Origin of the sequence: Mucilaginibacter mali (assembly GCF_013283875.1) — a bacterium.
Lineage (GTDB): Bacteria > Bacteroidota > Bacteroidia > Sphingobacteriales > Sphingobacteriaceae > Mucilaginibacter > Mucilaginibacter mali.
Genome location: NZ_CP054139.1, coordinates 4,595,935 through 4,619,523, shown reverse-complemented (window position 1 = coordinate 4,619,523; position 23,589 = coordinate 4,595,935). Strand labels below are relative to the sequence as shown.

At 47.8% G+C, this 23,589-nt stretch carries 19 protein-coding genes; 11 read left to right on the top strand and 8 right to left on the bottom strand.

Going from position 1 to position 23,589, the window contains the following annotated elements; all coding sequences use genetic code 11:
- The 5 genes from HQ865_RS19465 (at position 1) to HQ865_RS19445 (ending at position 10,241) form a co-directional block, all read left to right on the top strand.
- On the top strand, positions 1–2,910 hold the full coding sequence (locus HQ865_RS19465; RefSeq protein WP_173416502.1) for a glycoside hydrolase family 2 TIM barrel-domain containing protein: 2,910 nt from the start codon (positions 1–3) through the stop codon (positions 2,908–2,910).
- A gap of 143 nt (positions 2,911–3,053) precedes the next feature.
- Positions 3,054–6,296 carry a SusC/RagA family TonB-linked outer membrane protein gene (locus HQ865_RS19460; protein ID WP_202020408.1) on the top strand — a complete coding sequence of 1,081 codons (3,243 nt, stop codon included), beginning with the start codon at positions 3,054–3,056 and terminating at the stop codon, positions 6,294–6,296.
- Between the two features lie 20 nt (positions 6,297–6,316).
- Positions 6,317–7,795, top strand: coding sequence for a RagB/SusD family nutrient uptake outer membrane protein (locus HQ865_RS19455; RefSeq protein WP_173416501.1), 1,479 nt, complete (start codon positions 6,317–6,319; stop codon positions 7,793–7,795).
- 101 nt (positions 7,796–7,896) lie between these two features.
- Positions 7,897–9,198 carry a sialidase family protein gene (locus HQ865_RS19450; protein WP_202020407.1) on the top strand — a complete coding sequence of 434 codons (1,302 nt, stop codon included), beginning with the start codon at positions 7,897–7,899 and terminating at the stop codon, positions 9,196–9,198.
- Between the two features lie 23 nt (positions 9,199–9,221).
- Positions 9,222–10,241: a 3-hydroxyacyl-CoA dehydrogenase family protein gene (locus HQ865_RS19445; protein WP_202020406.1), complete on the top strand. Its 1,020-nt coding sequence runs from the start codon at positions 9,222–9,224 to the stop codon at positions 10,239–10,241.
- A gap of 93 nt (positions 10,242–10,334) precedes the next feature.
- Here the strand turns inward: HQ865_RS19445 and pyk are convergent, their stop codons facing one another.
- Together pyk and HQ865_RS19435 are read right to left on the bottom strand one after the other, a co-directional pair.
- Entirely contained in the window at positions 10,335–11,771 is a 1,437-nt protein-coding gene (gene pyk / locus HQ865_RS19440) for a pyruvate kinase (RefSeq protein ID WP_173416500.1), read from the bottom strand.
- A gap of 70 nt (positions 11,772–11,841) precedes the next feature.
- Entirely contained in the window at positions 11,842–12,264 is a 423-nt protein-coding gene (locus tag HQ865_RS19435; RefSeq protein ID WP_173416499.1) for an IPExxxVDY family protein, read from the bottom strand.
- A 147-nt stretch (positions 12,265–12,411) separates the two neighbouring features.
- On the opposite strand from HQ865_RS19435, the gene HQ865_RS19430 reads away from it, so the two are divergent.
- The 4 genes from HQ865_RS19430 (at position 12,412) to HQ865_RS19415 (ending at position 15,853) form a co-directional block, all read left to right on the top strand.
- Positions 12,412–12,648 (top strand): acyl carrier protein, encoded by a 237-nt coding sequence (locus HQ865_RS19430; protein ID WP_008508386.1) that lies wholly within the window; start codon positions 12,412–12,414, stop codon positions 12,646–12,648.
- A 26-nt stretch (positions 12,649–12,674) separates the two neighbouring features.
- Complete coding sequence (fabF, locus tag HQ865_RS19425; protein ID WP_173416498.1) at positions 12,675–13,928, top strand: beta-ketoacyl-ACP synthase II; 1,254 nt, start codon at positions 12,675–12,677, stop codon at positions 13,926–13,928.
- A gap of 10 nt (positions 13,929–13,938) precedes the next feature.
- Positions 13,939–14,664, top strand: coding sequence for a ribonuclease III (rnc, locus tag HQ865_RS19420; RefSeq protein ID WP_173416497.1), 726 nt, complete (start codon positions 13,939–13,941; stop codon positions 14,662–14,664).
- A 175-nt stretch (positions 14,665–14,839) separates the two neighbouring features.
- Positions 14,840–15,853, top strand: coding sequence for a DUF3078 domain-containing protein (locus HQ865_RS19415; protein WP_173416496.1), 1,014 nt, complete (start codon positions 14,840–14,842; stop codon positions 15,851–15,853).
- 180 nt (positions 15,854–16,033) lie between these two features.
- On the opposite strand, the gene HQ865_RS19410 is transcribed toward HQ865_RS19415, so the two are convergent.
- Positions 16,034–16,672 (bottom strand): DUF3738 domain-containing protein, encoded by a 639-nt coding sequence (locus HQ865_RS19410; protein ID WP_173416495.1) that lies wholly within the window; start codon positions 16,670–16,672, stop codon positions 16,034–16,036.
- Between the two features lie 235 nt (positions 16,673–16,907).
- A complete protein-coding gene (locus HQ865_RS19405; protein WP_173416494.1) occupies positions 16,908–17,963 on the bottom strand; it encodes a proline iminopeptidase-family hydrolase in 1,056 nt (351 codons plus the stop codon).
- A 79-nt stretch (positions 17,964–18,042) separates the two neighbouring features.
- Between HQ865_RS19405 and HQ865_RS19400 the strand changes: the two genes are divergently transcribed.
- Together HQ865_RS19400 and HQ865_RS19395 are read left to right on the top strand one after the other, a co-directional pair.
- The gene (locus tag HQ865_RS19400) at positions 18,043–18,579 is read left to right on the top strand and encodes a hypothetical protein (RefSeq protein ID WP_173416493.1); all 537 of its coding nucleotides are present in this window, start codon (positions 18,043–18,045) and stop codon (positions 18,577–18,579) included.
- 88 nt (positions 18,580–18,667) lie between these two features.
- Positions 18,668–19,519, top strand: coding sequence for a hypothetical protein (locus HQ865_RS19395; protein ID WP_173416492.1), 852 nt, complete (start codon positions 18,668–18,670; stop codon positions 19,517–19,519).
- Positions 19,520–19,578: 59 nt separating this feature from the next.
- Here HQ865_RS19395 and ahcY read toward each other — a convergent pair whose 3' ends face one another.
- From ahcY to HQ865_RS19375, 4 genes are all read right to left on the bottom strand, one after another.
- Entirely contained in the window at positions 19,579–20,895 is a 1,317-nt protein-coding gene (ahcY, locus tag HQ865_RS19390; RefSeq protein WP_173416491.1) for an adenosylhomocysteinase, read from the bottom strand.
- 355 nt (positions 20,896–21,250) lie between these two features.
- Entirely contained in the window at positions 21,251–21,604 is a 354-nt protein-coding gene (locus HQ865_RS19385; protein ID WP_173416490.1) for a bactofilin family protein, read from the bottom strand.
- Between the two features lie 25 nt (positions 21,605–21,629).
- Positions 21,630–22,493, bottom strand: a complete 864-nt coding sequence (locus HQ865_RS19380; protein ID WP_173416489.1) for a peptidoglycan DD-metalloendopeptidase family protein — start codon at positions 22,491–22,493, stop codon at positions 21,630–21,632.
- 158 nt (positions 22,494–22,651) lie between these two features.
- Positions 22,652–23,518 (bottom strand): M23 family metallopeptidase, encoded by an 867-nt coding sequence (locus tag HQ865_RS19375; RefSeq protein ID WP_202020405.1) that lies wholly within the window; start codon positions 23,516–23,518, stop codon positions 22,652–22,654.
- Positions 23,519–23,589 lie beyond the last annotated feature (71 nt).

The window sequence follows — 23,589 nt, the reverse complement described above, 5'->3', positions numbered from 1 at the left end:
ATGCTTAAAAAACTACCCATCGGCATTATTTTCTTACTCTTCGCTATCATTCAAATAGCGGCAGGGCAACAGTATATCGCGGGCTTTGCGATCCCGCGCTTATCGCCGCGGCCATCGTCTGTTGCGGGGGTAGCGCAAGCGCAATTATCCTTAAACGGTAAGTGGGGTTTCAGGCTGATGGGCGGCAAGCCCTCAACTATTAACGTGCCCGGTGAATGGGCGATGCAAGGCTTTACCGTTAACGAGGGCGAAACAGCGGTTTATACCCGTAAGTTCAACATACCTGCAGGATGGAACGGCAACTGTATTAAGCTGCGTTTCGATGGCGTAAGTTCGTACGCGGTGGTAAAGGTAAACGGCGTAAAGGCTGGCGAGCACGAGGGTAGCTTCGCTGCTTTTGAAATAGATATCACTAAGCAGCTAAAACCTGCCAATAATATATTGGAAGTGGATGTGCAGGCCAATACCATCAGCGACCGGCTGGGCCGCACATCGCAATACGCGGCGCATACGGTTGGAGGGATCCTGCGCAATGTAAGGCTGTTTGTGTTGCCCGGGCAAAATATTTCATTGCACAATATCACTACTACTTTTGATAGCGAATTTAAAAAAGCTACGCTGAATGCATCGACGCTTGTAACTAACGAAAATGGAGAAGCAGTCACCGCGCAAATGGATTATACCTTAACTGATGCCGGTGGAAATGTGGTGCTGCATAAGCTATCGGCCGTTGCGCCAATAAAAGGCGCCAATGCTTCAGTGGGATTTAATACCAGTTTGGCCATTGATCAGCCGCAGCAATGGAATCCAGAGCATCCCTATCTCTATCATCTTAAAAACACATTAGTTATTAATGGTAAGCCAACCGAAAGCGTAACGCAGCGTGTCGGCTTCAGGCAGGTGGAGGTGAAGGGCAACCTGTTATATGTGAACGGTAAAGTGGTGAAGCTGCGCGGCGTTAACCGCCACTCGGTGCATCCGCTTACCGGCCGTAGTGTGAGCGCCGGGTTAGATCGTAAGGATGCTATCCTGTTCCGCGATGCCAATTGTAATTATATCCGTACATCGCATTACCCGCCATCCGAAGAGTTTTTAGATGCGGCCGATGAACTGGGCCTGTTTGTGGAAAGCGAAGCCTCGTTGTGCTGGGTAACCAAAGGTACGGCCCCCATCTGGAAGGATTGGGATGTGACCGATCCGCGCTACCTGCCATACCTGATCGTCGCCAATGTAGAGAACGTACAAGCAGGTCGCAATCACCCCAGCATCATCATGTGGTCGCTGGCTAACGAATCGGGCTGGAGCCCCTTTTTTGAAAAGGCACAGCAGGTGGTAAAGGCGCTCGACCCATCGCGGCCCACCACCTTTCACGATCAATGCTGGGGGACCGCCAACAACCAGCACAGCACGGCCGATATAGCCGTTTACCACTATCCCGGCACGCACGAAACGGCCATGGCCGATACCATGAAGCGCCCCGTATTGTTTGGCGAATACGCCCACATCTCCTGCTATAACCGCCGCGAGTTACTATCCGATCCCGGTATCCACAGCACCTATGGCAAGCCCTTGCAGCAAATGTATGATTCCATCTACTATCACCCCGGTTCGCTTGGCGGGGCCATTTGGGCGGGCATTGATGATACCTTTCATTTGGGCGATGGGCGCATTGTAGGCTACGGCCCATGGGGGATCATCGATGGCTGGCGTCGCTTAAAGCCGGAGTATTGGGGAACTAAAAAAGCCTACTCGCCCATTCGCATCACCAACGTTACCTGGCCGGCAGCCGGACAGCAAAATATGCTGATCAGCTTAGAGAACCGGTACGATTTTACATCATTAAAGGATATAAATATCATGGCTAATGTCAACGGTAAGGCTATCCGGTTAAGCAGTAATATCGGGCCGCATGGAAAGGGGCAGATCAGCATCCCGTTAAACGGTGCCCAAAAGGTGCATGTTACTTTTGTTGACCCACGTGGTTTTATTGCCGATGAAGAAAACTATGAGCTACCACATCAGCAACCGATCGCCAAATCTGTTAGCGCAAACTGGACGGTTGCCGAACAGGATAACACCTGGCTTGTTTCGCGCAAAAACGTAAGCTATATTATTAATAAGCGCACGGGGCTTATTAACTCGGCTAAAAAGGGCGGTGAGGAAATATTAACGCAAGGCCCGGCCTGGTGTATGGTGCCGATGAGTAATGATGACGGTGGCAAACCCGGCGGCGTTACTTATCAAAACGAGATCTATCCCATCAAGGTGTATCCGGTCAACCTGCTGTTCGCATCAAAAGTGGCAGTTTCGAAGCAAAGCAATGCGGTGCAGTTTGCTGTCGATATTAATTATACCGATTGCAAGGGCAAGATCACCTATACATTCGCACCCGATGGCAAGCTGGATGTACGATACGAGGTTACTTATTCCAAAGCCGATATCAGCCCTTATCAATATGGCATGGTGATGCAATTGCCCCCAAGTTTTAATAAAGTAAACTGGCAAAGGCAGGGCGAGTTTAGCACCTATGCTGAAAATGACCAATCGCGCGCCAGCGGCACCGCTATGCTGAATGCCAAACGCACCAACGGTGTGGAACCATGGCGGGTTAGTCCTGCCGTTGATTGGAAGGATGATGCCAACGAAATGGGCAGTAACGATTTTCGCGCCACCAAGCGTGATATCAGCAGCAGTTCGCTACAGGATGCGAAGGGCAATAAGGTTACCATTATCAGCAATAATAAACAGGCATCGCGCAGCTGGCTGCAGGATAAGCAGATCAACTGGCTGATTGCCGACTACTATAATAACGGCTCGGAACGGTTTTATGCGGCCCCTTTTACCAACGACCGGATAAAGGTGGCGGCCAACACCACCCTGAAGGGGGGCCTAACCCTGCTGATAGAATAGGATTGCATGTAAAAAAATACCAGTCGCTGTAAAATAGTACAGTATTTGTAAATAATAGTAGTAGTTATCCTTTCGTCTATTTTTTAAATTTGATAACCAATTGTTTATCAAATAGTTATCTCTATTAACCAAACCTATAATTAATGAAAAAAAGTTTTACTCAATTAAACGGCGTAAACAAAAAATGCATTAGTATTTTATTGTTGCTTTTATGTTTTCTGTCCGCAGAAACATTTGCTGCCAGGTCGGCAACAGTTTCTGTAATCCCACCCAAAGTTATTACTGGTGTTGTAAAAGATGAGAGCGGCAACACGCTCCCGGGTGTAAGCGTATCGGTAAAGGGAAAAACCATCGGTACGACCACGGATGTTAATGGCAAGTTCAGCCTATCGGTTCCCGAAGGTAACCGTGTAGTGGTGGTTTCGATGGTGGGTTATAATTCGCAGGAAGTGGATATTACCAATAAAAGCTATTTCACCATCACCTTAACCGATAATACCTCCAAGCTTAACGAGGTAATCGTAGTGGGCTATGGCTCGCAATCGCGCGAAAAGTTGAGCACATCTGTTGCTAAACTGGATGCCCGGGTGCTAACCGATGTGCCGTACACCAATATCGGCAACGCGCTTGAGGGTAATATCGCGGGTTTGCAGGTGCAAAACCTTTCGGGCCAGCCAGGTGCCGCTCCACGTATTATATTACGCGGCGGTACGTCTATCAACAACCCGCTGGGCGCATCGCCGCTTTATATTATGGATGGTATTGTGAGGCCGAATGCTTTAGCTGATATCAACGCCAACGACGTGGAATCGATACAAGTTCTTAAAGATGCTGCCGCGACAGCTATTTATGGTGCCCGCGGCTCTAACGGCGTAATATTGATCGCCACTAAACATGGCAAGCCCAACAAAACAGCCATCAACTATAATTTTAACGGCTCGGTTGGTAAACCAATGAAATTGGTGCAATATGCCGGCGCGGCCGATTATATTGCCTTGCAACGCCAGGGCTATGTATGGGCAAGCGCTTACAGCCCAACCCAAATAGGTAACCTTACCGCGGCAACAGCAGCCGGTACCGGTAACAACCTGCTTAAAAACACGGGTTTTACCACGCAGTACCTTACCTCGGCAAACGCTTATAAACTGAACGAAGGGTGGTCTAACATGCCCGACCCTATCGATCCGACCAAAACCATTATTTACAGGGAAACAAATTTCCAAAATCTAATTTACCGCAACGCGTTCACCGGCGATCATTATATCAGTGCTAACGGTGGTACAGATAAAGCTACCTTTTATACCGGCCTGGGGTATACAAACTCGCAGGGTACGGCCGAGGTAACCAACTGGAAACGCTTAAGTTTTAATTTTAACGGCAGCTATAAAGTAGCAGATAATGTTAATGCTTACGGACAGTTGCTTTACTCAAACCGCACCCAAAACCAGGTACCCAGCCTGGCCAACGTATTCTACCGTTCAGCTTCGTTACCTGGTACGGCTAAATACACGTTCGAGGATGGAACGATAGCGCCGGGTGGTCAGAATAACTCCATCGGTAACCCCGATTACTTTTATAAAGGACCTTACGCGCCGCAGGGCGATAACGGACTGGAAGATGTGGCCATGAACGTTGGTTTTAAATGGAACATCACCAAAGACCTGGTTTTTGAGCCATATGTATCTATGCTGCGCGAAGGATCGTACGCGTATACCTTTCAGCCGGCGGCATACCTTAGCGGTTTGGCTACGCTGGTTACCTCGCGCACGGCTACCCAAACAGATAACGTAACCCGGCAGGAACAGGGTGATGCGACCTTAACTTATACGCATACTTTCTTCACAAAACATAATATAGAGGGTAAGTTAGGCTACTCGCATTATTTCCGTAACAGCCGCACCTTTAATGCTACCGGTCAAAATGCCGCTACCGATCTGATCCCTACACTTAACGGTTCGGCTACGCCAACGGTTGTTAACGGGCAAAATAATACCCTGCAATTGGATGGCGGCTTCTTCCGTGTAAACTATGATTACGATGCTAAATACCTGTTAACCGTTAACGGCAGGTACGATGGCGCATCTAACCTTGGCTCACAAAAATTCGGATTTTTCCCGGGTGTATCTGTGGGCTGGAATATGGACAGGGAAAAATTCTGGTCGAATAGTTTCCTGGAGAAAACCCAGTTTAAACTACGCGGCAGCTACGGTGTAAACGGTAACATCAGCGGTTTATCCGATTTTCAGCCCGAGGGTAGTTTTGTTACTACCGATCTGTATGGCGGCGGCGCCCCTGTTAGGCCAAGTATCATCCCTAACTCAAACCTGAAGTGGGAGCAATCAAAAACACTGGATCTGGGTGCCGATATCGGCTTGTTCGATCATAAGGTAAGTATGATCCTGGATTTCTATAACCGCCGTACCGATGACCTGCTGACCAGCGTGGCCCTGCCACAATCTACAGGTGTATCAACCATCACCACCAACTTTGGCAGTTTGCAAACCCGTGGTGTGGAGATGGAGGTGAACGTAGATATGCTGCCACGTAAATCGGCCTTTAAATGGATGCTTTCGGCCAACGCGGGCTATACCAAACGCACCATTTTGAAACTGCCGTTTAACGGGATCGACAAAAACAGGCAGGGCGGTGTAGAAGCTTATGACACCGCTACCGGCCAATACGTATGGCTTGGTGGTTTGCAGGAAGGCGGAACCATTGGTGTGATGACCGGCTTTAAATACCTGGGCATTTACCAAACTGATGCCGATGCCGCCAAAGCACCAAATGATAACAGCAAGAAAAAACTGGCCGGCGATGCCATCTGGGCCGATTTGGATGGCAACGGTATATTAGAGAATAAAGACCAGGTGATAGCGGGTAACCAATTCCCTACGTGGACCGGAGGCTTTAACAATTACTTTACCTACAAACAGTTTACGCTGGGCATCCGCACTGATTTTACCACAGGCGCTTCGTTACTGAATTACCCTGCCTACATTGCCAACGGGCAGTTACAGGGCGATGCCTTGCCGACAGCCGACCTGGCCGCGCATGTATGGAAAAAGGTAGGCGATGTTGACGCTACGTACCCGCGCTACATGTATCAAAGCCAAACCGGTAACTACCGTACCAGTACCGTATCTATTGAAAAGGCTGATTACCTGTGCTTGCGTGCCATATCTTTAAATTACGCGCTTCCGGTCGAATTTGCACATCGGATAAAGATGCAGGGCGCCCGCATTGGCTTCAGCGCTAATAACCTGCACTACTTTACCGGTTACAGTGGGGCCTCGCCTGAGGGAGGTGGTATTGATACCGGCGGCGACGCCGGCGGCCGTTACCCGGTATCGCGCACTTATACGCTAAGCCTTAATGTTACATTTTAATCGGAAAGGGACAATTCATCATGAAAAAATTTAAATATATAGTTTTAGTCTTGTGCCTTGCTGCTTCAAGTTCGTGCAAGAAGTTTATAGAGACCACGCCGGTGAGCGTTATTACCACTTCATCATTCTTTAAATCGCCAGATGATGCCGCGGGCGCGGTGCGGGGCATGTATGTTGATTTCAGGACCGAAGCCTCAAACGATTTGTTTTGGCTGGGTGAAGGCCGCAGCGAAGTATTGACCAATGCCGTTGCGGGTACACAGGGCTTTGATAAGTTTTGGAATAACACGCTTACATCTTCGCAGCCCAATGCAGATAACCAGGTTAACTTTTGGAAAAACCTGTATGCCCCGGCAAACGATGCCAACCTGATCCTTAAATACGTACCGGATATCACTTTTCCAAGCAACGATACCAAAAACAGCTACCTGGCGCAGGCTTATACTATGCGCGCGTTTTGTTATTTCACTTTAGTAAGGGCCTGGGGTGGCGTGCCTATCCGTACCGAACCTATCGAATCGTACGACGCGGGGACTATCAATAAGGAGCGTTCTTCGGTAGCGGAGGTGTTCGCACAGATAAAAAGCGATCTGGATAAGGCCCTGTCGCTTTACCCTAACATGAATTATGAAACAGGCCGCAACACCTGGACCAAGGCATCTGCCGATGCTTTAAAGGCCGATGTATACCTGTGGACAGCCAAAATGCTGAACGGCGGAACTGCCGACCTGACCGTAGCGCTTGCCGCAGTAAATGAAGCCCAAACATCGGATGTGTCGCTGTTGACTAACTATGCCGATATCTTCAGCTATACCAATAAGGGTAACAAGGAGGATATGATGGTATCGCGCTTTCAGCTGAACGAGGGTGTGAATAACTACTGGCAAACCATGTATATCAACAACCTTACCAACGTATCGGCCGCTACTTTGGCTGTGGTTGGCCAGGTGGGTGTGGGTAATACGGGCGTAAACACCGCGCAGGTATCAAAACTGGTACGCGATCAGTTTACTACCGATGACACCCGTCGCAACGCTACCTTTTACGAGATCTATGATACCAGCAACAAGTATATCACATCCATCGTAACCAAGGGTTCGGGCTTTGTAAATGCCGGTACCCGATATTTTTATACCGATGTGGTGATCTACCGCTATGCCGACCTGCTGCTGATGAAAGCCGAGATCAAAAACGCTTTAGGGCAGGATCCCTCGCCCGAAATGATACTGGTAAGGCAGCGTGCTTATGGCGCTAATTACGCTAACCATGTTTTTGTGAACGGTACCCAGGCCACTAATAACGATGCCATTTTAAAGGAGCGCCTGCTGGAGCTGGCCACCGAAGGTAAACGCTGGTGGGATTTGCTGCGCTTTGGACAGGCATTTAACATCGTACCATCATTACAGGGTAAAAGCAGTTCAACCTATTTGCTGTTGTGGCCAATAGGTACAACCATACTTACTACCGAGCCGAAGATAAAGGAAAACCCCGGCTGGTAATCAAATTGGTTTTATAATAGTAGTTTGTAGAACAGGCCCCGGGAAGCCGGGGCCGTTCATTGCTGCGTTCAAAAATTTTATAAGGATAAAACAATATTTTCATGCGGAATAGAAACGAGGGATCAGACATGAACAGGCGCAGGTTTATTACCCTGGCCGGCTTGGCTACAACCATTGGGCTTGCACCAAAAACTATAAAGGCTTCGGGTTTGGAGGATAACCATCCGGTTCAGCCAAAAGCAACAGACCTGCTAAACCGGCAGGATCCATTGCCGGTAAACAAGATAGCCGAGGTGCTGGAGAATAAAATTATCTGCGTTGAATCCGGGCGTTTTCCCGGTGCCGGCACAGCTTATAGTTTAGATACCAATGGCCACGCGGTAGCGAAGCAAGCCGTAATGGAACCCAACCGCTACTTAGGCTGGCCTACGGTGATAAAAACAGATACAGGCCGCCTGATGGTGGTATTCTCCGGCGATCGCGATTCGCACGTGTGCCCCTACGGCAAAACGCAGGTCATTACATCGGATGATAACGGCAAGACCTGGTCGGCTCCATCTATCATTAACAATACCGCGCTTGATGACCGTGATGCCGGTATCACCCAAACTAAAAAGGGTACGCTGGTGCTCAGCTGGTTTACCTCGCTGGCCTTTGAAGACCCTAAGCGTGGGGCAACCTATGCCAAATACGCCCGCATCGGCGAAAAGATCCCCGCTGAAACCAAAAAGGAATTACTGGGCAACTGGACACGCCGATCGGAAGATGGTGGCAAAACCTGGTTAAAGCCCATGAGCCGTACAACCGGTACCGCTCCGCACGGCCCGATCGCCCTTAAAAATGGCAACCTGATTTATGTAAGCACCCGCGAGGGCAGCAACCCCGGCATCATCGTTGAAAGCTCAACAGATGACGGCCGTAGCTGGAAGGTGATCAGCGAAATTAAGAAGCCCGATGGTGGCGACTATTCCTTTGTCGAGCCGCATGTGGTTGAACTAAAGTCGGGCAAATTGATCGCCATGATCCGCAACGAACCTAAGGACCGCGAAAAATGCTTCCTGCTGCAATCTGAAAGTACCGACGGTGGCAAAACCTGGTCGCAGATGAAGAGTACCGGTATTTGGGGATATCCGCCGCATTTAAAGCAACTGAAGAATGGCTGGCTGCTGGTGGTATACGGCGTACGCCGGGCGCCCTTTGGTGAGCGTGCCTGCATCAGTAAGGATGAAGGCAAAACCTGGGAGTACCAGGATGAAATAACCCTATGCCTTGCCGATAGCCAGGATCTGGGTTACCCGTCGAGCACGCAACTGGATGACGGTTCTATCCTCACCGTTTATTACCAGGCCCCCAAAATTGGCGAACCGGCCTGCCTGATGAGCACCCATTGGAAACTAAAATAACCCATCAACATAAACCTTATGATATGCCAGGCAGCATGACAGAAGAACAGATAGTTCCGGCTGATATTGAAGTGGGCGTAGTGGGCATCGGGCTGATGGGCAGCAGCATTATTGTATCGCTGCTGGTATCCGGGCACCAAGTAAAAGCCATAGCGCCAATACCTGAAGATTTTGAACAGGCCGAAGCCCGCATTGCCGGCCTGTTGGATATTTGCGCCCAGGCCGATCTGCTGAAATATGATATCGCTTACTATACCAGCCGGCTGGAGATCAGCATGGATTACAGCACGCTGGCCAATTGCCATTTGGTTTTGGAGTGCGTGATCGAGGACATTGATATCAAAACCACCGTTTACCATGCCATTACCGATGTGGTGGGGCACGATGCCATTATTGCCAGCAATACTTCGGCAATACCCATCAGCACCCTGCAGCAACTGGTTGCCATACCAGGGCGCTTTTTAGGCGTGCACTATGCCGAGCCGGCCTTTGCTACCCGCTTTATGGAGATCACCTGCGGCGCAGATACCGATGAGGCTAAGGCTAACTGGGTGTTCCGGCTGGCGCACCATTGGGGTAAGGAACCTACCTTATTACGTAAGGATATCAAAGGCTTTATCACCAACAGGCTGATGTATGCCGTTTACCGCGAGATCTTCCACCTGATGGACGAGGGACGGGCAAGCATGGACGATGCCGATAAAGTATTCCGTTACGATGTCGGCTCATGGATCACGCTGATGGGCATCTTCCGCCGGATGGATTTTACCGGCGTTGGTGATCAGATCGAGATCTTTAAAAAGACATTTCCCGGTCTGTCCAATACCGATGAAGTGCCCGAAGTAATGCAAAAGATAGTGGAGGAAAATGGCCGCGGCATCCAAAACCTGCAGGGCTTATATGCCTACAGTCCCGAGGAGGCTAAGAAGTGGGAGGAGACGTTCAGCCAGTTTAATACCGAAATATTTAACCTGGCTGCGCAGTATCCGTATGGCGAAGCGCCGGTTAATGCATGCGCCGTTAATAAAGTATCGTCGCGGTAATAATTATTAAACGAATAAAGGGGAGCAAAATGCTCCCCTTTATTCATTTATGCAGGTCACTAATCTCTGATTAACTAACCACTGAGCACCGAATTAATCAATTACGGCAACCTTCAGCATATTGGTTTTGCCTTGCTTAGCAATTGGTACGGCGGCTGTATTAATTACCACGTCGCCAACCTCAACCAGGTTTTCCTTTTTCAGGATGTTGTTTACATCGCTGATGGTTTTATCGGTGCTCTCGGTTTTATCGTAATAGAAAGCCTTTACCCCCCAAACCAGGCTTAAAGCGTTCAGCAGGTTCCTGTTCGATGTAAAGATGTAGGTATTGGCCTTAGGGCGGTAGCTCGAAATTTCAAAGGCGGTATAGCCCGAGAAAGTCATGGATACAATACCCACGGCATCGGTTTGCCCAGCCATATGCACCGCCGATTCGCAAACCGCGTTGCTGAGTTTATTGGCGGCTGCAACTTTATCATAAGGCGCTTTAATTGAGTTGAAGGGGTAACCCTGCTCTTCCACATTACGAACGATCTTGGCCATAGTTTCGATAACGATCAGCGGGAACTCGCCAACTGATGTTTCGCCGCTCAGCATCACTGCGTCGGCGCCGTCAAGTACCGAGTTGGCTACGTCGTTCACCTCGGCACGGGTTGGGCGCGGGGTAGTGATCATGCTTTCCAGCATCTGCGTAGCAATAATTACCGGTTTAGATGCCGCACGGCATTTGCGGGCAATCATTTTTTGCAGCAATGGCACTTCTTCCAAAGGCATTTCCACACCCAGGTCGCCACGGGCTACCATCACACCGTCGGTAGCTTCAATAATGCTGTCGATATTATCAATAGCCTCGGGCTTTTCTATCTTGGCTATCACGCGTGATGCCTTGCCGCTACGGCTGATGATGCGTTTTAGTTCAACAATATCCTCGGCGGTACGCACAAAAGATAAACCGATCCATTCCACATCGTTAGCCAAAGCGAAATCAAGGTTCACCAGATCTTCCTCGGTTAAGCTTGGGATAGATACTTTAGTGTTTGGCAGGTTAACACCTTTACGCGATGTTAAGATACCGCCGTGTACCACTTCGCAAACTACCAGGTCTTTTTTGTTGGTCTCTATCACTTTCATCTGGATCTTGCCGTCATCCAGCAAGATAATTTCGCCGGCTTTTACATCCTGCGGGAAGGTATCGTAAGTAATATAGATCTGGTTATCGTCGCCAATACATTCGGTAGTGGTCATGTTAATACGCTTTCCGTTGGCCAGGTGGATACCGCCATCTTTTACCAAACCAATACGGATCTTAGGGCCCTGTAAGTCGGCCAGGATGCCTACGTTTACTTTATATTTATCGTTTATCTCGCGGATAATGTCGATAGTTTTCTGGTGGTCTTCAGGCCGGCCGTGCGAAAAATTCAGCCGGCAAACGTTAACACCAGCCTTTATCATGGACATCAAAACGTCTTTTTTGGCAGACGCCGGACCCATGGTGGCAACTATTTTAGTTCTGTTGTAAGATAATTTCATTTCGTTAAGCGGTTTAATTGGGCTAAGCAGCCGCAATATAGTGTATTTTTCACACCTTGTAAAAATTGCGCTAAAATAACAGATTTTCTCGTGATTTTATCTTTTTCGGATCAATCTTTATTGCGGCCACAATTTCGGGTATCTTATTTAAACCTAATATTAAATTATTAAGGTCCTCGTCATCAATATAGTTTTTGATCATTAAAAAATAGTCGGCCTCGCGCATTTCGGGTATCAGCAGGCCATCAATTCCGCGGTTAGCGATCAGGTAAAACGATGTTTCGCTGGCTTCCCAAAAGTATTCGTACATAGAAAAAGGCACGGCATCGGCCGAAGTAGGGTAGATATTCACCTCCAGGTCGGCCACGCGCGCAAAGTTGAAATGTAAATACTTGTTTACAAGATAGCACAGGCGATAGTCTTTTTGAGCCGATGTGATAGCGATCAGTACAAAATCAAGGTCGATCTCGAACTTTAAAACCTTTTTATTCAAAACAATATCATTAAGTTTGCAAACTTAATAACACAAACACAAGCCATAAAATATTGTTGTATTTAATGCAGAGATTTTAGGTTTGATATTTGATTTAATTTATTTTTCTTTGCACAGAATTTATTTAATCATTAAAAACAAAAGACTATGTCTGATATCGCTTCAAGAGTTAAAGCTATTATCGTAGAAAAATTAGGTGTTGACGAAAGTGAAGTTACACCTGAAGCAAGTTTCACCAACGACTTAGGTGCAGACTCTTTAGACACCGTGGAACTGATCATGGAGTTTGAAAAAGAATTTAACGTGGCTATTCCTGACGATCAGGCAGAAACCATCGGTACTGTTGGCCAGGCCATCGCTTACCTTGAAAAAAACGTTAAATAATATCTGCTCCCACTTTTCCTTATTAAATGGAGTTTAAAAGAGTTGTTGTAACCGGGCTTGGTGCTCTTACTCCTATTGGCAATAACGTTCAGGATTACTGGAACGGGTTGATCAATGGAGTAAGCGGCGCAGCTTTGATAAAAAGTTTCGATACGTCGAAGTTCAAAACGCAGTTCGCCTGCGAAGTGAAAGGCTTTGACGCGGACGCTTTCTTGGGCAGGAAGGATGCGCGTAAACTGGACCCATTCGTTCAGTACGCGCTATATTCTACCGAGGAAGCGGTAAATGATGCCGGCTTAGATTTTGATAAGCTGGACACCAGCCGCATAGGTGTGATATGGGGTTCGGGCATAGGCGGTTTAAAAACCTTTTTAGACGAAGTTATTGCTTTTGCAAAAGGCGACGGAACCCCGCGTTTTAACCCTTTCTTTATCCCCAAAATGATAGCCGATATTGCCCCCGGGCATATCTCTATTAAATATGGCCTGCGCGGCCCTAACTTTACTACGGTATCGGCCTGCGCGTCATCAAACAATTCGCTGATAGATGCTTTCAACTACATCCGTTTGGGTAAAGCCAATATGTTTATCAGCGGTGGTAGCGAGGCCATTATTAACGAAGCTGGTATAGGTGGTTTTAACGCCATGCATGCCCTTTCAACCCGTAACGATGATCCTGCAACCGCGTCGAGGCCTTTCGACCTTGACCGCGACGGCTTTGTAGCCGGCGAGGGCGCGGGAACCATTATACTGGAAGAACTGGAGCACGCCAAAGCGCGCGGAGCCAAGATCTATGCCGAAATGATGGGCGGCGGCATGAGTGCCGATGCCTACCACATGACGGCCCCTCATCCCGAGGGTTTGGGCGCGGCACTGGTAATGAAGGCAGCATTGGAAGATGCCGGCATGACACCTGCTGATATCGACTATGTGAACGTACACGGTACATCAACCCCGATAGGCGACCCGCAGGAAGTAAAAGCCATTATGGATGCTTATGGCGAGGAGATCTATCGCATTAACGTAAGCTCTACCAAATCAATGACTGGTCACCTGCTTGGTGCGGCTGGCGCGGTTGAAGCTATAGCGGCTATTATGGCTGTTAAGCACGATATCGTTCCGCCTACCATCAACCACTTTACGGATGATCCGGCGTTTGACCCACGTATTAATTTTACCTTTAACAAAGCACAAAAGCGGGTAGTAAGGGCAGCACAGAGTAATGGGTTTGGGTTTGGCGGGCACAATGCTTCCGTTATCTTCAAAAAATACGAGGACTAAAGCCTGTTAAATGCCAGTATTCGGGTTTTATAAGCTGTATCTTTCTTCCGACAGGAAATATGTTAAAAAATTAAAGAATTTGCTCGGTTTTATACCGGGCAATTTGTCTTTATACCGTATGGCATTCCGCCATAAATCAATTGCCACCAACGTAAAAAAAGGCGTAAAGAACAGCAATGAGCGCCTGGAGTTTTTGGGCGATGCCGTTCTGGGCAGCGTAGTGGCAGAGGTGCTGTTCAAGCTTTATCCTTATAAAGATGAAGGCTTCCTTACCGAACTACGCTCCAAAATTGTAAGCCGCGTTAACCTTAACGCGCTGGCCCGCAAAATGGGTTTCGAGCAATTGATAGAATATGATAACCGCATGGTGAGCAATACCCGCCAGGGTTCGCTGCTGGGCGATGCTTTTGAGGCTTTAATTGGCGCCGTATACCTGGATAAGGGCTACGAGTTTACAAAAGATTTTTTGATCAACCATATTATTAAATCGCACATTGATATCCACAAGCTGGAGCAAACCGAAACAAACTTTAAAAGTAAGCTGATTGAGTGGTGCCAGCGCCACGGCAAGGATGTAAGCTTTGATTTGGTAGAGAACCAGGAAGGCGAGAGCAATAAACTCTTCAGCGTACACGCCATTATCGATGGCGAGGTAATGGGCCTTGGTAAGGAGTTCAGTAAAAAGAACGCCGAAAAGCTATCGGCTGAAAAGGCTTGTGAAGCGTTGGGGATTTAGAGTCTCCCGGCCCCTAAAGGGGGAGTGAATGTGCAAACGCGTGGATGTGCAGATATGCAAATGATGATGGCATTTCGCATCTAACTAAAATATATCAGGGCAAACGCCGTTCTAAGGCAAGTGTTTAAAACATAAACTTTTCTGCAAAAGGTTTTTTGCTTTTCTTTGTCGCGCTATGTTAAAAACAGTATCCGGGTTATTTCTTGTTGTCTGCTTATGTATTGTAGCACCTGCTTTCGCCCAAAAAACGGACAGCCTTAAACGGGCCGACAGCCTGAAAATTGATACCGCCCAGCTTAATAATTATCGTATTAATCCACGCCGTAATGCCATCCCCATACGGGTAAGGCCCATGATCATTCGCGAGGAGAAGGTGCCCGTATCGCTGATGGATTACAAGGTAAACTACTGGCGCAAATGGATCACTTTTGGCATCAACCTTAACCAATCGGCCTTTAGCAGCAACTGGGCGGCCGGTGGTGTAAGCTCGCTGGCCATAGGCACCAATTTTGATTACAAAACCGAATACAGCAAAGCCCCCTTTGATTATACCGGTGAATTGATAGCCCTTTATGGACGTGTAACCAACAAAGGGCAGATAGCACGTAAAACCAACGACCGCCTTTTCTTTGATAACAAGGTGGCCACGCAATTGTCTAAAAGCTGGTTCTTCTTCGGCTCGTTAACCTTCGAATCGCAATTTGACAAGGGTTACCAATATCCTGCAAACGGTAACCCGATACTGATATCAAGCCTGATGTCGCCTGGTTATGTTACCGAATCGGTGGGTTTGGAGTATAAGCCCAATAAAGCTTTCGACTTGCGTATAGGTACTGGTACCGCCCGCCAAACATTTGTGCTGGATACTACTATTTACCACGCCATATCATCAAACTACGGTGTTAAGCCCGGAAACACTTTTAAAAACGAGCTGGCGTTTCAGGTGGTAGCAACCTATGCTAAGGATATTATGCCTAACCTTAACCTAAGCGCCCGTTACGCAGGTTTTATCCCCTACGGCCGTGGACTGATCAACATCGACCACCGTTTGGATGCCATACTGATAGCCAAGGTGAACCGCCTGATCAATGTGAATATCACCGCCACAGCCTTGTTTGATAACGATACATCAACCAAACCCCAGGGCACCGAGGGTTTGGCGTTGGGTATTATTTATAAGTTCCCGTGATGGTGTTAACCATCATTCCAACATGTCATTTCGAACGAATCAGCGGAGGAATGTGCGCTGGGGATGAGGAGAAATCTTATACTGCTTACCTATCGCACGTATAAGATTTCTCACCCTTTCCTCGCCATTCCCCACCCACCAAGTGTTCGAAATGACAATCTGCTCTTTATTTCCTATGCCTTATATCTTCGGCCCACTTTCCGTATACAATACCATAATCCGCACCTTACGCCGCGTCTTCTCCACTTTAAACCCAATATCATCTATAGATTTCAGGATACCTTCCTTAGTGCGCATCTCCACATTGGTTTTAATATCGTGCCTGCCGGTCAGTCCGGTTTCATCAAGCACGGGCAGCGGAAATTCGTTACTCAGGTAAACGTTTGCAAAGTCGGCCAGGGTAGCGCCCTGCCCTTCGAAGCCGGTGCCGCTGAAGCCATAAGTTAGTGCAGTAAGTTTTGATGAAGGGAGCGTAATCTTGCCATCTTCTTTTAGCTTTAACACATATACATCGGTATCGCGCATCTCAATGCGGGCTTTTACCGGTAGCGATTGCTGTAGCTTTTGCTGCATAATGATGTACAGGCTGTCCTTTTGTTCAGGCTTCACCAGCAGGTCGAAGCAATAGGATACGTTTTTATCCTTAAAGTTATCGTACTTTTTGGCATCGCCCTCGTAAACAATTTGCTTTGATGATACAATATCGTAAGCCGATTTATACAGCGTGATCAGGCCGATGTTAAGTGAACTTAATGACCGGCAGTGCTCCACAATGCTTTTCTCTATGGAAGATTCGCTGAAATTTTCGTTATTGAACAACCGGTAAAACTCTTTTGCTTAGCGTCGCTTTCCGTAGTCTGCCTTAAACTGCTGTTACGGCCAGTGGTTAACTTCCTCAAAGCTACAGCTGCACGTTTTTCTATCCGTATATCGCCAAAGGCCCCTTTAAAATCTGGGTTTGTATTGATGGGTTCGTCCATCCTGCAAAACTTCGGCTTTTATAGCATACTTGTGTCCACACAGTAGCCCCCTTGGAGAGAGCCGGGGAGAGGTACTACAGCTTCACCTTCTTCTCTCCCGCGTCTACCCCTTTAATAAATTTGATCAGCCCTGTCATATAAACCTGTTGGTCATCGTACATGGCCATGTGGGTGCCGTTGGGGCAATACAGGTAGCTGCCGTTTTTAAATTGCGTGGCCATCCACTCCATGTGCTTGGGGTCCATGGTATCGTCTTTCGCGCCGATGCTTAATGCAGGCACGGTTATTTTTGGCAGATCGGCTTTGCGGTCCCATTTTACCAGTTTGCCTGATACGCCAAACTCACTTGGCCCCTGCATGGTAATGTATAACGATTCGTTGAGTTTGCTCATAGCACGGTTCACCGGATCGGGGAATGGTAAGCGGCAGAAGTGTTTATCGTAAAAATTAGGCATCAGCAGGTTCATATATTCAGGGTCGCTGAAATTGCCCTTAGCTTCGATACCACGGATGCGGGCTAATATCTTTGGATCCATCTGCTTCGCTAAAACATCTTCGGCATATTTACCATAATCGGGCGCGCTGGCCATCATGTTCGATATGATGAGGCCTTTCAGATGCTGCTGATATTTAAGCGCGTATTCCATCGCCAGCAGGCCACCCCATGAGTGCCCGAGCAGGTAAAAGTTAGTACTATCCAGCTTTAGCGCCTGGCGCACCTGCTCCACCTCTTCCACATAGCGTGGCAAGCTCCACATAGCGGTATCCTTAGGGTTATCCGAATTACCGCAGCCCAACTGATCGTAATAAATTAATTCGATACCCCCGGCCGGCAGGAAGCTTTCCATGCACTCAAAGTACTCGTGCGTGGCGCCGGGGCCACCGTTCAGTAACAGCAGTTTTATTTTAGGGTTATTGCCGATACGTTTGGTCCAGATGTTGAACTTCCCTTTAGGTGTATTGATCTGCACGATCTGCACCCCGCCGGTACGTCTGCCCGCTGAGGTATCTTTAAAATAATCGGCTAAGGATATGCCCGAAGATGCCTGTTGCCCTTCGGGGCCTTTGCAGGTATAAAAACAAGTAGCCGCTAACAGCAGCACCGCAATTAGTAAAGGTTTTTTGATCATGGCAGGGATTGGTTTGATAAGCTAATATAATAATTATCCGTATCTTCAAGGGCTGCTCAACCTAACGCGCAATTAAACCATGAAACGCCTTTTTCTCCCCGCTCTTATTTTGATCACCCTAACATTGATCGGCTGGCAATATTTCCGTATCGACCAGGGCGGCATTCTGTTAAGCGAAGATATTAAGGCTAAACATCCCGGTTGGACAATGATCCGGCGGCCGGTGATAAAGGAGTTTAATTTTAAGATGGATGGCTTCGAATTGCCGTTGACGCTGACGGCACATACCGCCGCCGACTCGCAGGGCGTTGTTCATATTGCCGATTTTACCTTGTCGCGCAAACCATCGCCGGCACGGTTAAAAATGGAAGACTTAACATTTAACACCACCTGCTGCACTGTTGCCGGCGGGTATGGGCGATACAATACATTTGAAACGCTGCAGATCTCCGGCAATTTCGAAGCTACCAAAAACCTCATTTACAAAGTAGGCGTGCAGGGTATCCTTATCGAATTAAAAAGCAATGGCGAACTGGTACCGCAAATGACCACATCTGAACCGGGCACTTATAGCTGGAAGCATGGAGAGTATGTGAAGGAGAAAGCGGAAAAGTAGAAGAAAAGTTTCCTAATAAAATATAAAGTGTCAAGATATTTATGGAATCCGCCTGTCTTTTGCATCCTCTGCAAAACACCGTATCAGCATGAAACCTTTATTTTTTATAGCAGTCGCCGCTACCGCGATCAGCCTAAGCCTTGCCGTGCGGATAGAACGCCATGGCCAAATCAATCGCCAGGATATGAAAGGCCCTGTAAAGTTTATCACCACCTATACTTATGATGCCCCTAAAACGGGCGCCGGCATAGACAGCGACTGGCAATATAAAAGCGCCATCGCCTATAACCGCCAGGTGAAGCAAATAGCATCTTATGTATATAAGCGCAATGGCAGTGTGGAAGTTATTACCAATACCTACAATACCGATGGCCGGCAGTTGGTAACGGCCTATCAATCGGGCAGGGAGATCAGCCGGTCGGTTTATAGTCGTAACGCGCAAGATAATTTGGTAGAGGAGATCTTATTCGGCGCACGCGTAATGCTGCGCATTATTTACAGCAAAGCCGGCGACCGGGATACGATGTATGCTTACGATGCCGCCGGGAAGCCCTTTAAAAAGGTGATCTACCATTTCGACAACGCCCATCACTCAATCGAAGAAATTTGGAACAACAGCAATGGCGTTATGGATTACCGCCAGGTGTATACTTACGATAAAAAGGGCAACCGCCTTAGCCAAATCCGGTATAACGAATTAAACGCGGTTTACAGCCGCCAACTCAACACTTACGATGATAACAACAACCTGCTCACCCAAACCGACTCTAACAACTATTACATTGGCGGGTTTGGCGCTTATGATAATTTAAATGGCGATGTGCATACCCGGGTGTTCCGTTACCCAATTATCGATAGCCATGGCAACTGGCTACAGGAGGACGCCATGCGTAACGGTGTGGCCGTGCGCACAATGAAACGGCAAATTGAATATTATTAGGCACAAAAAAGGACATAGCCCTAAAACCATGTCCTTTATATTTAAAAGCTTTTTAGCTATTAATAGCGGTAGTAATCAGCCTTGAACGGACCGTCAACCGTTACGCCAATGTAATCGGCCTGGTCCTGGTCAAGCACTTCCAGCTCTACGCCAATTTTGGCTAAGTGCAGGCGGGCAACTTTTTCGTCAAGGTGTTTTGGTAATACGTAAACTTTATTCTCGTATTTATCGGTGTGTAACCAAAGCTCTAACTGGGCCAGGGTTTGGTTAGTGAACGAGTTGCTCATTACAAAGCTTGGGTGGCCGGTAGCGCAACCCAGGTTCACCAAACGGCCTTCAGCCAGTACGATCACGTCTTTACCGTCGATGGTGTATTTATCAACCTGTGGTTTAATTTCAACTTTGGTATTGCCATAAGCGCCGTTTAACCAGGCCATGTCAATTTCATTATCAAAGTGACCGATGTTACAAACAATAGCTTTATCCTTTAAACCACGGAAATGCTCTTCGCGAACGATGTTCTTGTTGCCGGTAGCGGTAACAACGATATCAGCTTCGGCAATGGCGGTACTTAGTTTTTTCACTTCGTAACCCTCCATAGCGGCCTGCAGTGCGCAGATCGGGTCGATCTCGGTAACGATCACCCGAACGCCGGCATTACGCAGCGAATCGGCCGAACCTTTACCTACGTCGCCATAACCGCAAACAACGCCAACTTTACCGGCCATCATTACGTCGGTAGCGCGGCGGATAGCATCAACCAGCGATTCGCGGCAGCCGTATTTGTTATCGAATTTAGATTTGGTAACCGAATCGTTAATGTTGATAGCAGGGATTGGCAGGGTGCCGTTCTTCATGCGCTCGTATAAACGGTGTACACCGGTAGTGGTTTCTTCCGATAAACCTTTAACGCCGGCTATCAGCTCAGGGTATTTATCAAATACCATGTTGGTCAGGTCGCCGCCATCGTCAAGGATCATGTTCAATGGTTTGCGGTCTTCGCCAAAGAACAGGGTTTGTTCGATGCACCAGTCAAACTCTTCGGCATTCATGCCTTTTTTAGCATAAACAGATATACCGGCAGCAGCAATAGCGGCAGCGGCATGATCCTGAGTTGAGAAGATATTGCAAGATGACCAGGTAACCTCGGCCCCTAGTGCTACCAGCGTTTCAATTAAAACGGCGGTTTGGATGGTCATGTGCAGGCAGCCTGCTATACGGGCACCAGCGAGTGGCTGCGATGGGCCATACTCGGCACGCAATGCCATTAAGCCCGGCATTTCTGCTTCGGCCAGTTCAATTTCCTTGCGGCCCCAATCGGCCAGCGAAAAGTCTTTTACCCAATATTTAGTGTAAGCGGTTTCTACTGATGACATAGTATTTGATATTTGAGAGTGCAAAATTAAGCAATAACCTGATGAAAACGAAATAATGCTTAACAGCTTGCAGGAGTAGGGGTTAGTGGAAGATATATTGTCATGCTGAGTAATATAATCCCGGCGGCCTCTAATGGTTTGTATGACATGCCGATGAAAGCCCCCTCTAAATCTCCCCCAGAGGAGGAGACTTTGGAACCCTCTCCTCTGGAGAGGGCAGGGTGAGGCTTAAGCGGAAAAACATACATGTCATGCTGAACTTGTTTCAGCGTCCCATCACTAAGGTGCTGTATGCAAAAGTTCAGCTATGCAAATGGGATCCCAAAACAAGTTCGGGATGACTTAAGGCAGGCAACTAAGCCATACTCAGGTTGCCGTTGTAAACAGCGCCTGCATCAACCTGTATACTGGTGGTTTTAATATTGCCGGTAATTTTCCCGGTGCCGCGCATCTCTAATATTTCGGCGGTGATGTTGCCCTCAATTAAGCCGTGCACCACCATTTGGCGAGCGCTTACATGGCCTTTAATATGGCCTTTTTCGCCCAGTATCAGGCCCTGTTCAATAGTTACATCGCCAATAACCTGGCCGTCAATACGCACAAACGACGGGGCTTTCAGGTTGCCCTCAATAACGCAGCCCTCGCTAAGCAAGCTGCTGATGGTTTGCTGATCTAAATCTATTTTCGCGGTCTTTTTAAAAATGGCCATACAGAAAACGAAAGTATCGGAATAATTAGTTATTGATGCTTAAATATTTTACAGGATTGATAGGCACCCCGTTTTTACGTACCTCGTAATGTAAGTGGGTACCTGTTGAATGCCCGGTTGAGCCCACACGGCCAACCACATCGCCCATCTCTACCTTTTGCCCCACCTTAACATCAATACGCGACAGGTGGCCATACAGGGTTTCCAAACTGTTGATATGCTGTATCCGCACGCAGTTACCGTAGCCACCAAACCAGCCTGCATATACAACCGTGCCATTAGCGGTGCATTTTACGGCATCGCCTTTTTGTCCTTTAAAATCAATACCGGGGTGAAACTCGGCGCTACCGTTCTCGAATGGATCATTACGATAACCAAAAAACGAGGTGAACGAACTTACGCGCGGATAACCCAGCGGTGTATAGGCTACGGTTTTGGCCAGGCGGGACAGGTATTCATCGTACATTGAGTACTTTTCCTTATCGGTAAGTTTAACGGCGTCTTTATTGCCGCTGCCGCCCACGCTTTTATTAGTAAAGCCCGGCACGCCGCGCTTGCGCAGGTAGCCGTTAATTTTTTGAAGCTTATCCTCGATAGCCTGTATGTATGATTGGGCGCTGGTTTTATCATCATCGGCTTTGGCAACAGGGATCTGGCCTTTTAAACTGACGATCTGGGCCATTAGTTGCTGTTTTTCCAATTCCTGCTTAGCATTTTGCTTATGCAGGTAAACAATAGTGCCCGAAAGACATACGATTACCCCCAATACCCCCAGTACATATTGCCTGAAACGGCTGATGTGTTTGGTTTTTATTTGCAGTGTTTTTGTGCCCTGCTGGTTTTTATTTACAATAATTACCGTACTTACATCCGATGGTTTAGCGCTCATTGAAATTGTGAATAGGAGTTGCAAGATAAGCAATACCCTACAAAATACAATATTAAGTTTATATGAATAAAATGGATGCGGTGTAAAAGTGGCAGTAGCAGTAAATAGCAGCAGTACACAATTAAAAACTGCTACTGCCACTATTTACTGCTACTAACTCAATTCAAACTCAGATACTCCTTCGGGTTAACCGCCTTGCCGTTGCGGCGTACCTCGTAGTGCAGGTGCGCACCGGTTGAGCGGCCGGTTGAACCTACTTTGCCGATCACATCGCCTACACTTACTTTTTGACCTGTACGTACTGATATGCGCGATAGGTGCCCGTATACGGTTACCAAATTATTGATATGTTTAATACGCACACAGTTGCCATAACCACCGGCCGGGCCGGCAAATTCTACCGTGCCGTTGGCGGTACATTTTACCGGGTCGCCGGTTTTGCCACGGAAATCGATACCGGGGTGAAACTCGCTGTTACCAAAATCGAAAGGGTTGCCGCGATACCCGAAGAACGAGGTAAACGCGCTTACCCGCGGATAGCCCATGGGCATATAAGCCACATTGTTTACCAAACGGGTTAGGTAATTATCGTAATCAGAATAAATGGCTTCGGTTTTGCCTTTGCTATCGGCCTTTTTTGCCGGGGCAATACGCTTAAAGCTAAAGCCGTGCAGGCCGCGTTTGCTCAGGTAATCGTTAATTTTGGTCAACTTTTGTTCGATGCTGCCGATGTAGCTCATGGCCTTCTCGTCGCTGGTTTGTTGCTGGGTGCTTACCGAGTCTAAAGCCTGCGTTTCCTCGCCCAGTTTACGGTGCAGATCGTTGATCTGTGTTACCAGCTTCGCACGTTCCGCAGCCTGCTCATCGCTTTTGCGCGACAGGTTGATGACCGTGCAAAACAAAGCCACAACAGCCAGCAATGCTGCTGCCGTAAGGGTTTTAAGGCGTTTAAAATTCTTGTTTTTTACTGTGATGGTTTCGGTTGTGTCCTGTTTCGGGTTTTTTGTAAAAAAATTCCGGCTCAAATACTTTCGCTTTAAGTTCATCAATAATCCATTAAATAGGGTACAACACGTTGCGAACTTGCGCTACGCGC